The 12,411-nt window shown below is 69.9% G+C and carries 11 protein-coding genes and 1 pseudogene; 3 read left to right on the top strand and 9 right to left on the bottom strand.

From position 1 onward, the window contains the following. Positions 1–221 precede the first annotated feature (221 nt). The 4 genes from aztD to aztB form a co-directional block, all read right to left on the bottom strand. Positions 222–1,421: a zinc metallochaperone AztD gene (gene aztD, locus DN051_RS37870; protein WP_112441351.1), complete on the bottom strand. Its 1,200-nt coding sequence runs from the start codon at positions 1,419–1,421 to the stop codon at positions 222–224. Positions 1,422–1,508: 87 nt separating this feature from the next. Continuing rightward, entirely contained in the window at positions 1,509–2,465 is a 957-nt protein-coding gene (aztC, locus tag DN051_RS37865) for a zinc ABC transporter substrate-binding protein AztC (RefSeq protein WP_112441349.1), read from the bottom strand. Beyond that, positions 2,462–3,685 (bottom strand): hypothetical protein, encoded by a 1,224-nt coding sequence (locus DN051_RS37860; protein WP_162625063.1) that lies wholly within the window; start codon positions 3,683–3,685, stop codon positions 2,462–2,464. The genes aztC and DN051_RS37860 overlap by 4 nt, the downstream gene beginning before the upstream one ends. A 10-nt stretch (positions 3,686–3,695) precedes the next feature. After that, a complete protein-coding gene (gene aztB / locus DN051_RS37855; protein WP_112441347.1) occupies positions 3,696–4,592 on the bottom strand; it encodes a zinc ABC transporter permease AztB in 897 nt (298 codons plus the stop codon). 14 nt (positions 4,593–4,606) lie between these two features. On the opposite strand from aztB, the gene aztA reads away from it, so the two are divergent. Further along, a complete protein-coding gene (aztA, locus tag DN051_RS37850; RefSeq protein ID WP_112441345.1) occupies positions 4,607–5,350 on the top strand; it encodes a zinc ABC transporter ATP-binding protein AztA in 744 nt (247 codons plus the stop codon). Between the two features lie 192 nt (positions 5,351–5,542). After that, the gene (locus DN051_RS37845; protein WP_112441343.1) at positions 5,543–6,187 is read left to right on the top strand and encodes a DsbA family oxidoreductase; all 645 of its coding nucleotides are present in this window, start codon (positions 5,543–5,545) and stop codon (positions 6,185–6,187) included. Between the two features lie 183 nt (positions 6,188–6,370). Here DN051_RS37845 and DN051_RS37840 read toward each other — a convergent pair whose 3' ends face one another. The 5 genes and pseudogenes from DN051_RS37840 to DN051_RS37820 all read right to left on the bottom strand — a co-directional run bounded on the left by DN051_RS37840 (position 6,371) and on the right by DN051_RS37820 (position 11,153). Then, positions 6,371–6,790, bottom strand: coding sequence for an ester cyclase (locus tag DN051_RS37840; RefSeq protein WP_112441341.1), 420 nt, complete (start codon positions 6,788–6,790; stop codon positions 6,371–6,373). Between the two features lie 407 nt (positions 6,791–7,197). Beyond that, the gene (locus tag DN051_RS37835; RefSeq protein WP_246040749.1) at positions 7,198–8,679 is read right to left on the bottom strand and encodes an FAD-dependent oxidoreductase; all 1,482 of its coding nucleotides are present in this window, start codon (positions 8,677–8,679) and stop codon (positions 7,198–7,200) included. A 476-nt stretch (positions 8,680–9,155) separates the two neighbouring features. After that, on the bottom strand, positions 9,156–9,440 hold the full coding sequence (locus DN051_RS47595) for an arylamine N-acetyltransferase (RefSeq protein ID WP_342781587.1): 285 nt from the start codon (positions 9,438–9,440) through the stop codon (positions 9,156–9,158). Between the two features lie 119 nt (positions 9,441–9,559). Next, positions 9,560–10,036, bottom strand: a pseudogene (locus DN051_RS47590) (arylamine N-acetyltransferase family protein); the annotation flags it as partial. A gap of 367 nt (positions 10,037–10,403) precedes the next feature. Further along, a complete protein-coding gene (locus DN051_RS37820) occupies positions 10,404–11,153 on the bottom strand; it encodes a lysophospholipid acyltransferase family protein (RefSeq protein ID WP_112441337.1) in 750 nt (249 codons plus the stop codon). A 231-nt stretch (positions 11,154–11,384) separates the two neighbouring features. On the opposite strand from DN051_RS37820, the gene DN051_RS37815 reads away from it, so the two are divergent. Continuing rightward, a complete protein-coding gene (locus DN051_RS37815; RefSeq protein WP_112441335.1) occupies positions 11,385–12,191 on the top strand; it encodes an MBL fold metallo-hydrolase in 807 nt (268 codons plus the stop codon). Positions 12,192–12,411: the final 220 nt, after the last annotated feature.

Raw genomic sequence — 12,411 nt, 5'->3', positions numbered from 1 at the left:
TGAACGGCAAAGCGGGACGGGCAGCGCCGCGCGTGCCCGCGTCGACGTACGGCGTGCGGTCGCCGGGCCTTTCCGGTCCGTTGCTGACTCGCAGGGCGAAAGTGACGGATTGCGTGATCTCAACTCGGAACACGCTCCTCGCCGGTTCGCCGTGGCCGCGCCTGCCCACCGGCACGGAGCCGAGGGGCAGGCGCGGCGGAGTTCCGCCGCCGGTACAGCGGTCAGTGGCCGGCCACGGTGCCGGACAGTTCGTTGGTGCCCTTCGGAAGAGTCACGGACGTGAGCTTCTCGCCCGTGTCCAGGTCGAAGGCGTGCAGTTGGCGCTTGGCAGGTTCGGAGACGTAGGCGGTGTGGTCGCGGACGAACAGCGTGGGCCTGGGCTGCTGCCAGTCCAAAGGCTCCGTCCAGTCGCCGACCGCGTCGATCTTCTTCTCCACCGTGCCCGTCTCGGGGTCGATGACGTGGAGGATGCCGTTGGTGCCGAGCACGAGCGCCTCGCCGTGCGGACCGCGGGCAAGTGAGCGGAAGGAGTAGCTGGTGCCGAGGTCGACCAGGCGCAGCGTCGCCGTCTCGGTGTCGATCAGCGAGACGCGGGAGGGCCGCTCCAGCTCCGCTTCCGGGTCGGTCTTGTAGTCGCCCAGGAGGATGGGGGAAAGGTCGCTGCCCCGCTGGTTGCCGATGCGGCCATAGCCGTCGGGCGCATCGACCTTGGTGAACTTGCCGTCCTTGTAGAGGAGTACGCCGTCCTCGCAGCCGACGGCGATCGCCTCGCCCTTCGCGGCGGCCTCGCCGTGCACGCCGGGGCAGTTCTCGGCGCGCTTGATCTCCTTGTTGTTCTTGTCCAGGACCAGGGCGCCGGTGCGCTTCTCCTCGGTGCCCAGGGTGCTGAGGAGTTCGCCGTCGGTCAGCTCGATGGCTACGCCGTGGTGGGGCTCGGCGGAGGTGTAGTTACGGGTCTGCGGCTTACCGCCGTCGGCGAGGTCGGCGGGGTCGAAGACGTTCACCTCGCCGGTTCCGTCGGTGAACAGGACCGTCTTGCCGGCGTGCTGCACCACGTGACCGGGCTTGGAACCCTTGAACTCGGCGTCGGTGAAGGTCTGCCGGGCGGCGTTCAGTACACGGAAGCCGCTGTCGCTGGAGATGACGACGTGGTCCTCGTCGCCCGCGGGGTTGACGCGGTTGAAACCGGGCAGCTCGATCGTCTTCGCCAGCTTCAGGGTCTCGCCGTCGAGGACGTACAGTCCCCCGTCGTAGGAGGCGACCAGCGGGTTCCTGACCGCGGCCGTCTCGCCGCGCGACGACTGCTTCGGCTTGGCCTCGGAGGAGGCGTCGTCGTTGCCGCCGCAAGCGGTCAGCGCCACGGACGCCGTCAGGGCGAGCGCCGTGCTCGTGAATGTTCTGACGCGTTTCGACTTGTCCATCGTAAGTTTCCTCTCAGGCCCTCATGGGGTGGTGTTCGGGGGTGGGGCGGTCGGCGGTCGGCCCGCCGGACCGCATGGAAAACTCGTTCAGTCGCGGGTGAGGCTCTTGGTCATGGCCGAGGTATTGGCGCGCATCAGCTCCAGGTAGGTGCCGGCGCCCCTGCCCTTCTCGGTGAGCGACTCGGAATACAGCTCGACGACGTCCACGTCGCCGCCCATCTCCTGACTCAGGACCTCGGCCAGCCGGGTGGGCTGGGAGGAGTCGGCGAACACGGTGCGCACCCCGGCCTCCTCCATGGCCTGCGTGAGGGAGCGCAGGTCGGAGGAGCTGGGCGAGGCGAGTGTCGTGCCACTGGGGATGACCGCGCCGATCACGCGGAAGTCGAAGCGGTCGGCCAGGTACCCGAAGACGTGATGGTCGGTCACCAGGGCGCGGCGGTCCTCGGGTAGGGCCGCGAAGGACTTCTCCATCCAGGCGGTGAGCTCGGCGAGTTGTCCGTCATAGCGTTCGGCGTTGTCCCGGACGGCCTTCTCGCTCACGCCGTCGACATGCTCGACCACTTGGTCGGCGATCAGCCCGGCGGCCTTGCGCACCCGGTCCGGGTCTGTCCAGAAGTGCGGGTCGGGCTCGCCGGCCTCCTCGACCGGACCGCCGTCCTCGCCTGCGTGAAAGGTGAGCGGGTCCACCGCCTCGCCCGCGGCGAAGGTCGCCACACCGGACTCGCGGGCGGCCGCCACGTGCCGCAGTACGTTCTCCTCCAGGCCCAGCCCGTTGCAGACGACCAGGTCGGCGTTCTCCAACTCGGCGGCCTGTACGGCCGACAGGCCGAAGGAGTGCGGGTCGGCGTCGGGCTTCATCAGGACAGTGACATCCGCCTCGTCTCCGACGATCTCGCGGGTGATGTCACCGAGGATGTTCGTCGTCACCACGACCGAGAAGCGGTCCTCAGCGCTCGCGCAGCCGGCTGCCGTACCTGCGCAGACAAAACTGACCAGGGCGAGCAGCAGGGCGCGTGCCCGCGCCGTTCGCACGCGCGCGTTCATCGTCCCGCCTCCACCATCAGGGACGGCCTGACGTCCAGGTCGAAGGTGCGGGAGATACGCAGGTTGTCGTTGTAGTCGATCTCGTACACACGCTTGCCCGCCGGATCGTTGAGGTAGGCCCGGCTCCGGTCGACCTCGATGACCGGGGCCGCGGTCTCGCCGGTCGCGGCCTCGGGGATGTGCTCGATCAGTGGTTGGGTGACCGCGGTCTCCTTGCCGTCGACGATGTCGTAGCCGTGGAGGGCTCCGTCGGTCTCCAGGACGATCAGTGGGGAGCCTTCACCCGCTGCGTTGGCGGCGACGACAGGGCCGGTCTCCACTCGTGTCCAGGCACGCTCGATGACGTCCAGGACCCAGACGGCGTTCTTCCCGGCGCGTGCGGTGAGCGTGGTGCTGCCCGCGCGGTGCCGGAACTCCGTGGCCCGCTCCACCGTGGGTACGTCCGCGCTGTAACGGATCTTCTCGGCGTTGAACGTGCCGTCGTTCCCATGGATCAGCAACGCTCCGTCGGCGCACCCGAGGACGATCCCCCGCCGGGTGACGGCGTCGCCGCGCGGATCCTGACAACCGGCCTCCGGTGTGGCGACGCGCTTGCCCGCACGATCGAGCACGACGGCCTTCGCGCGGCCGTCCCCGACGTCAGTCAGCGCGATCAGGTGCTCCGCATACGGCACCACGGCGCCGGTGTAGGTGCCGGGAAGGCGGACAGGGGTACCGATCGCGCTCGTCTCCAGATCGGCGCGGGTGTAGACGTCCGCAGCGCCGTCCGCTCCGGTCACCACGGTCACGCCCGCGTCGCTGCGGATCCGGGTGCCGGTGCCGCCCGGCAGGTCGCCGACGTCCTGGACCTTCGCGCGGTAGTAGTGGACGTGGTCTCCGTGGTCGACCGTCCAGGCGCCGCCGTCGACGACGTGGGTGCTGTCGGGGCCGTGGAAGTAGCCGAAGCGGCCGTCCGTGGTGAGTTCGGTGACCCCCGTTCGGCGTGCGGTGCCGTGCACTTTGCCGGTGATCAGGTCGAGCACCCGGGTGTCGCCGGTGCCGGCGTCGCCGAGCAGGAGCCGGGACTGCTGCTCGGCTGACTCCGTGGCTCCTTCGACGTAGCCGTGAGGGGTGTTGGAGGGAGGGGACTCGGTGTCGTCCTGGCCCGCGCAGCCCGTGGCCAGCAGGACCGCGGCCAGGAGTGTCGACGCCGGAGCAAGGACGATTCTTCGGACGAACAAGGAGATTGCCTCAGGATTCGTTCGGTCGGGTCGTGGAGGCATGCGCGGTGATCGCGGGCCCGAGGGCGAAGGCGTCCGCGAGGTGCGCACGGCGTCGGTGGCGGAGCCCGGACGCCAGACGGGACAGGAAGAAGAGGCTGACCGCGAGGGCCGACACGGTCGCACCGGCCGCGGTGCTCAGATGCCAGGAGAGCAGCAGGCCACCGAACGTGGCGGTCGCGCCGACGACCGCCGCGAGGAACATGACGCCTCGCACGCTGCGCACCCACGGGAGGACCGCCGCCGGCGGGGCGATGAGCAATCCGAGCACCAGCAGCGTGCCCACGATGTGGAAGGAGGCGACGATGGCCAGGGCCAGCAGTCCGAGCAGTACGGCGTGGGCAAGGCGGGGGCGCAGACCGAGCGTTCGCGCTTTGCGCGCGTCGAACGCCAGGGCCAGGAAGGCCCGGTGACCGAGTACCGAGACGACCAGCGCCAGCAGCAGCGCCGCCCCCAGGAGCGCCAGGTCGCTCTCGCGTACGGCGAGGACGTCGCCGAAGAGGAACCCGGTGAGATCCACCGCGAACGACTGCGACCGCGAGACGATGATGACACCGAGCGACAGCATGCCGACGAAGAGCAGGCCGATGGCGGTGTCCTGGGACAGCCCCGGAGTGCGCCCGAGAGCGGTGACACCGGCCGTCATGACGACGGCGCTCACCACTGCCCCCACCAGCAGATTGCCTCCCAGCAGCGCGGCGACCGCGACGCCCGGCAACAGGCCGTGGGACATGGCGTCACCCAGGAAAGCCATCCCCCTGAGCACCACCCACGTACCCGCGAGGGCGCAGATCGCCGACACCAGAATCCCGGCCCACAGGGCCCGTTGCACAAAGGTCACCTCGAAGGGGACCGTCAACCACTCCATGCGTTGACCTTACAATGACAATCATGTTCAACAAAGACCGCCCCGTACAGCCCGGCCCCACCGAAGGAAACCTGCGCGTCCGATTCACCGGCCTGAACGCCGGCTACTCAGGCAGACCCGTCCTCCACCAACTGACCGCGCGAATAACGGCGTTGACCATGACCGCTCTTGTCGGACCGAACGGAAGCGGTAAGTCCACCCTGCTCGGCGTCCTCGCCGGCGTGATCGAGGCCACATCGGGACAGCTGCGGTACGCCGAGGGCCACCCACCGGCGTTCGTACCGCAACGCGGTGCCGTCGGCGACACCCTGCCGCTCACCGTGCGGCAAACAGTGGAGATGGGACGCTGGGGCGAGCGCGGACCCTGGCGCCGACTGACCCGCCAGGACCGAACGGTGGTCGATACCGCCATGGAACGACTGGCCGTCGCCGACCTCGCCGCCCGCCAGCTCGGGGAATTGTCGGGCGGTCAGCGCCAGCGCGTCCTGATCGCCCAGGGCGTGGCCCAGCAGTCCGACCTGCTGCTGCTGGACGAGCCGACCACCGGGCTCGACCCCGAGTCCCGCGAACGGATCGCGGCCCTGCTGACGGAACTGGTCACCGACGGCACGACCGTGATCCAGGCCACCCACGATCTGGACGCCGCCCGCGCCGCGGACTCCTGCCTGCTGCTCAGCAACGGAAGACTGGTCGGGCAAGGCAGCCCCGACCAGGTCCTCACCACAACGGCCCTCGCCCGGATCTGGCAGACGGCATGAGGCAGAGGACGGACGTGGTGCCGCACCCCCTTCACGACTTCCGGCTGACCGTCGGCGCCGCTCCTGGCGAAGCCCGCGTAGACGGCCGGACCTAGTAGACGTTCGGTCGTCTACTATTGCCGGACAGAGGGCTCGCTCCCCCACGACGACGAGTCGCGGAGTGCGAGCGAACAGATGAGAAAGGCGCTGCACATGCGTGTCGAGATATGGACCGATATCGCTTGCCCTTGGTGCTACGTGGGTCGGGCGCGGTTCGACCAAGGGCTCGCCGCCTTCGCCCACCGGGACGAGGTGGAGGTGGTGCACCGATCGTTCGAACTCAACCCCCGGGCCCAGAACGGCACAGTGCCGATCATCGACGCCGTCGCGGCGCAGTACGGGCGGACGCGCGACGAACAGGTCGCCCGGGAGGAGCGAGCGGCAGCCATGGCGCGGGAGCTGGGGCTGGGATACCGCATCGGCGGTCGGGTCTTCGGGAACACCTTCGACATCCACCGCCTCCTCCATTTCGCCGCGACGAAGGGCCGGCGGGCCGAGCTGACGGACCTCGCTTTCAAGGTCAACTTCGCGGACGAGCGCTCGATCTACGACAGGGAGACTCAGTCCGCCCTCGCGATCGAGGCCGGACTGGACGCGGAGGAAACCCGAGGCGTGCTCGACGATCCGGACGCGTTCGCCGCCGAGGTCCGCGCCGACGAGCAGATGGCAGCCGACCTGGGCGTCGGCGGAGTCCCCTTCTTCGTCCTCGACCGCCGTTACGGCGTGAACGGCGTCCAGCCGGCGGCCGTGTTCACCCGCGCACTGGAGCAGGCTTGGCAGGAACGGGCGGTGGCCTGAGGCCGGCGCCGCAGCGAGGGCCACGGCGTCGTGCGCGGCGCCGCCACGGATGGCGCTCCTGCCCGGGGGAGAGGAGGCAAAACGCCGCAACTCAGTGCTACCGGTCAGTGGTGCCGCCAGCGACGGCGAGGTTGGCACCGGTGATGTACGAGGCCCGCTCGGAGGCGAGGAACGGCGGCGCCGTCAATGCGTCTCGGCGAGGCCGAGCTGGCGGAGCATGCCCAGTTCGTCGCTGCTGCCCCAGCGTTCGACCAGTTTGCCGTCACTGTCGAAGCGGCTGATCTGCATGCCCCGATACATCACCGTCCGGCCGGTCGGAGGGTGTCCCATCAGCTCTCCGAGATGCGTTCCGCTGATGGTGTAGGCGAAGGCCAACTCGTCATCCGTGGCGAGGAGATGTTCAACTTCGACGTTCAGGTCCGGGAAGGCGGAGCGGAGCTCGGCGAACATGACCTTGTAGCCCTCCGGTCCGGGCCCCTGGCCGGTGGCGGGATCGTGATCGATCGAACCGGGTGCCACGACTTGCTCCAAGGCGTCGAGGTCGCCGGTGACCACGGCCCGTGCGAAAGCGGTCTGAGCCGCCATGTTCGTCTGCTTGGACATATGCGCTCCCCGCACGTCGAGTCGCCCACCGGCCCCCGCCACGATCAGGTGTCGCCCGCGCCGGCGAGGCCGCTGAGAGCGCGACGGCAGCCAATTCCGCACACCCTGCGACGCATCCCTGGGCCAGGTTCTTCCAGTCTGCGCTTGCCGTCCCGAGACGGCACCCCGACGTTCCTAAGTCGGGCAGGGGTCGTCAGAGGCGGCCGTCGCCGCCCTGACGCCCCGGACGGACGGCCGAGGGCCGGCGAGCGTGCCGGCCGGTGCGCAGTTCGAAGTCGGCCGCCCGGCCGCGGCCCTGCTGCTGTGCGGCGTCCTTCCTCTGCCGGGTCTCCGGCGAGAAGGTGGCGATTCACGGCGGAGCCACGGGACCGGCCTTCGGCATTTCCGGTGGCCGGTCCGGCCAGCCGCTACCGTCCGGCCGCAGCGAGCGCCGTGGCCGCCGCGTCCGCAAGCCTCTCGTCGCCCGTCTCCCCGGAAGCCCAGGCCACATGCCCGTCCGGACGCACGAGGACGGCGCGGACATCCTTCCAGTCCGCCCTCTCTTCGGCGAGGGAATCGGCGTACCACACGCCGAAGTGCCTGCCGGGCGTTGCCCGTTCCATGGATTGCGCCACTTTCCCGCCCGTGAGGTCGAGAAGGACGTGCTGCCCGGGCCGCAGCAGGGCGAAAAGGCTCGCGCCTTGTGAGAAGCGCAGGTCCGGCGCCCTGTGCCCGACGAGCGGATGGGCGTCGGGGGTGTCCGGCGGGTAGGCCACCGACAGCGCCGACACGGTCTCAGCGAGGTACCGCGAGAACGCGGGCTGCCTCGCGACGGCGTTGCCCAGGACCGAACGGAGGTCCCTGCCCTCCGGAGTCCAGGCGGTCATCAGCACGCTCTGGGCGTTCGTGACTTCGAGCAGCTCCACACCCACCGGGCGGCGCTCCCGCTCGTAGGTGTCCAGAAGTCCGGCGGGGGCCCGGCCCTGCAGTGTGGCGGCGAGTTTCCAGCCCAGGTTCCACGCGTCCTGGATCCCGACGTTCAGTCCCACACCGCCCGCCGGGAGATGCCGGTGCGCGGCGTCCCCCGCGAGAAGGACGCGGCCCTTGCGGTAGTGGTCCGCGAGCTTCGCCGCGTTGCCGGAGCGGGACACCCACAAGGGGTCGCGCAGCCCGAAGTCGGTCCCCGCGACAGCGGCGGTCCTGGCGCTGAGCTCCTCGACCGTGTACCCGTCCCACCCGGCGCTGCGATCTTCGAGGTCGAGCCCACCGACGCGGTACACACCCGGTGACATCGGCACGACCATCAGGGTGCCCCGGGCATTGACGTGCGAGTACGGCACTTGCTCCGGCGGGTCGTCGAGCGCGACGTCGGCCAGCCACCCGTACCAGGTGGACTCGGTCCCGGACAAGCCTATGCCCGCACCCTCGCGCACCGCGCTCCGCGTTCCGTCACAGCCGACGAGAAAGTCGGCTTCCAACGCGTATGCGCCCTGCGGTCCCCGGACGTGGGCAACCACCGAGTGGGGCTTCTCCTCCAAGCCGGTGAACGTGTGTCCACGGCGGATGTCCGCGCCCAGTTGGAGCGCGTACTCCTCCAGCAACTGCTCGACCCTGGGCTGCGGCAGCATCAGGGTGTAGGGGTATGGGGTGTCCAGCCCGCTGAAGTCCATCCGCTGTTCGAGCAGCCCGAAGTGACCGCTGGGGATGCGCCTGCCCTGCTCGACGAACCGCTCGGCGATGCCGCGCGACGCCCACACTTCCATGGTGCGTGGCTGGATGGTGAAACCCTTGGTGTACGGACTGGGCTCGGGAAGCTGCTCGACAACGGTGACGTCCACCCCCCGCAGGCGGAGTTCCGCAGCCGTCCACAGCCCGGTCGGGCCGCCTCCGATGACAATGACACCTCCCACAGCACCCTCTTGTTCCTGGTCGAATCCGCGCATCGCCGGTCCGGCTCCGGGCGTGCGAGCACATGCGCCCGGGGCACGGCTGCCATAGACACGAAGCACAATACTTGACCAGTCAAGAATGAATGTGCGCCGGCGCCCTTACGCCGTCCGACAGCGCATCAGGCCGCCGCTCACCCAGGGGAAGCGAACCGCGGACTTCCAACTCGTCCGCGCGCATTGCCCTGAAGTCGCCGACCCCAGGGCCCCGTCGAACAACTCGGCACTACGGAGCAGGAAAGCGACGTCGAGCGGCTACGGCTCCGGTCGGCGCGAGTGGTCCACCTGACGCCTCCCGGCTCACAGTGCTCGATCCTCTTCGGCACGGGGGTCACACGGCCGCGGATGCCCGGTCGAGTGCACCTCGATCTGGTCCGGCAGCCGGACACGCGGGACTACGCTCCGGGCTACCGCGGCCGCGCCAGGACGGTGATGCGTGTTCAGCGTTCGCCGCGGCCCGTTGCGGCGGGCGCCTCGCGGCGTGGCACCGGCAGCACGTTCGGAACGCGGTCCAGGACGATACCGAAGTGCTCCTGATACGCCTTCAGTACGGCGCCCTCGGGCAGTTCCGTATTCCGGCTGGCCCCGGCCTCCGTGACGACCAGCCTCCGCCCGCTGAGTGTGATGCGGCCCGTCTCGGTGGGCAGCGAGCACACGAGGTTCTGCGTGAAGTGTGCCTGTGGGGCGTTGCTGTGCCACCAGCAGGCCGTCGCGAAGTCCGCCAGCGCACGTGGGCGAAGCTCGACGCGGTACTGCAGTTCACCGTCCGGTAGATATCGAGGTCGCCGTCGGCTGCGTCCGCGATGCGGTAGACGCCGCCGGGGCCGTGCTGGTCAGCCCGCTCGTCGAGGCGGAGCGGGAACTCGATCTGACGTCCGAACCCCACGTCCACGAGCCATGCCTCGTCCGCGTCGACGCGCAGGGCAAGGTGGTCGAAGGGCGGGCCGAACCCGTCGCCGAGGAAGACGCGTGCGGACAGGAGGCTGACGCGGTAGCCCAGGGAGGTCAGCAGGGCGGCGAAGGCGCCGTTCGCCTCGTAGCGGATGCCGCCGCGCCGATCCCGCGCGATCTTGTCGACGAGCGAGTGCGCATCGAGGTCGATCTGCTTCCCGGAGTGGATGTCCAGATTCTCGAACGGCACGGAACGCACGTGCCGCAACTGCAGGTCACGCAGGTGACCGGCGTCCGGCCGGTCGGGGCGCGCGGCGCCGATGCGCTCGAGGTAGGCCGAGACCCGGGCGTCGTCGAGCTGCGGCTCGCCCGCCCGGTCGAGGCCGTTCGGATCGGCTCTGCGCACAGTGGCTGTTCGGTTGTCGGTCATGTCGGGGTGTCCTTTTCGTCGGAGGTCGGCGGGCGGGTCAGTCGGGGCGGCGTGGTGCGGCCCGTCGGGGGGTTGCGATAGGGCGCGGTGGCGGGGCGTACGGGCTCGGCCCAATGGGCCACACCGGTATGAGGATCGCGCCTGGGGGTCGCCGTCCAGACCTGCCGGCAGGGTGCGCCTTGGTGACGGCGTCGCGGACGTATCCGAAGTGCGGAGCGAGGGCGGGCGTTGTGCGTGTGTCCGCCCGCCCGTCATGAGATACGGGTTGCACCCGATGTCACTGCGCCAGGCAGCTGCGGACGCGCGCTGCCGCGAACCTCACGCCACGTGGCAAGCGCCCAGATGCTCGCGCACCTGAGCACACCACTCACTGCGTGACGTCACGCACTGCGCGGCGAACGGCAGCACGTGCGACGGGTGGCGGTTCGTCACGTATCTCGGCGAGGAGCGCGGTGATCGCGGACATGATGTCCTCCGTGGCCTCCTTGAGCACCTCCGGTGTGAGGGGTACGCCCTGGTGTCGGCTGAGGTCGACCGGCGGCCCGGCGACCACCTGCACGCGTTGGCGCGGCACCAGCCGCACGCGGCGGTCGCCCCGGCCGCCGCGGGCGTAGGGCGGCATGATCCGGTGGGCGCCCCACTGGGCCACCGGGATGACGGGTGCGCCCGTCATGAGGGCGATCCGGGCCGCGCCGGTCTTGGCGGTCATCGGCCAGAGCCCGGGATCCCGGGTGACGGTGCCTTCCGGGTAGATCGCGACGCACTCCCCCTTGCGAACCGCTTCCACCGCCTCGCGGAGTGCGAGCGCGGCGTCCGCGGTCCCTCGGTGGACGGGGATCTGGGCGGTCCTCCGCAGCACCCTGCCGACGAAGGGGATGCCGAAGAGCGAGGCCTTGGCGAGCAGCCGGGGCGGTCGGCCGCTGTCGTACTGGAAGTGCCCATAGGTGAGCGGGTCGAAGTAGGAGATGTGATTCACGGCTGTGATGAACCCGCCCTCCGCTGGGATGTGCTCCTGCCCTCGCCACCGGTGTCGGACGAGGACGAAGAGCACCGGTTTCGCGATGGCCGCCGCCAGCCGGTACCAGAAGCCGTAGGGGGTGTGTCTGCTGCCGGGCACCGGGGGTCCTCTCGCGTTGCTTGACCAAGCAAGTATGCTAGTTGTTGCTTGGTCAAGCAATCAATTGCAATGATTGGCCGGTCGAATACTTCCGGGGCGGTCGCACCCGCCGGGCTCGCGCTCGTCCCGGTGGCCGTCGCGCTCGCGGCGCAGGTGATCGTCGTGCTGCGGCCGAACTCTCACGATTAGCGTGAACGCGTACCGACCGATCAACGATCAGGGAGGATGACAATGACGAGCACGGAGCCGGCGCGACAGCAATGCGCGGTCACCGTACTGGGCGGCCCGACGGCTGTGATCGACATTGGTGGTCTGCGCCTCGTGACTGATCCGACCTTCGATGAGCCCGGCCCTCACGGGTATCTGACGAAGACGTCGGGCCCGGCTGTGCCCGAGAGTGCCCTGGGATCGGTCGACGCCGCGCTGATCAGCCATGACCAGCACCCGGACAACCTCGATGACCGCGGACGGGCATTCGCGCAGGACGCCCCCGTGGTCCTGACCGGGCCGCTGTCCGCGGCGCGACTCGCAGGACGGGCCGTCGGCCTGCCTCCCTGGACCAGCCATCGCCTCCCGCGCCGGGACGGCGGCGGTGATCTCACAGTCCTCGCGGTGCCTGCCGTGCACGGCCCCGAGGACGGCGCGCGGGACGCCCAGGGCAACGTCAACTGCGAGGTCACCGGGTTCGTCCTGTCCGGGAGCGGTCTGCCGACCGTCTACATCAGCGGGGACAACGCCTCCATCCGCACAGTGGCGGAAGTGTCCCGCCGGGTCCCGGGTATCAGCGCCGCGGTGCTCCACGCCGGAGCGGCTCGCGTGCCTGCCAAGTTCGACGGGCGGCCGCTGTCCATGGACGGCAGCAGGACCGCGGCGGCGGCCGCTGTCCTGGGCGCGGAGATCGTGATCCCTGCGCACTACGACGGCTGGACCCACTTCTCCGAGGGACTCACGGATGTCGAGTCGGCTTTCCATGAGGCCGGACTCTCGTCCGTTCTCCGCACCGCCCCCCACGGTTCCTGGGTGACGCTGCTCCCATGAAGCATCCGCCCAGTTGAACGGTGAGGCTGCTGAAGCGGCGCCGAGCAGTGACGTGGCGGAGGTGCTGTGCGATGTCGCGCGTGTGCCACCCGGGCGGCTTGGGCACTGCGAGGACGGCCCAGCTCGCGCTCGACTTCGACGGACGAGGAGGCGATCCTCGCCGGCACATGAGCGCGGGAATCCATGTCCCCCGGAGTCGGAGCTGAGCCGCGCGGTCAGC

Origin of the sequence: Streptomyces cadmiisoli, from assembly GCF_003261055.1 — a bacterium.
GTDB lineage: Bacteria > Actinomycetota > Actinomycetes > Streptomycetales > Streptomycetaceae > Streptomyces > Streptomyces cadmiisoli.
Note: the sequence above shows the minus strand (reverse complement) of the source record. Positions and strands in the feature narration are given on the sequence as shown.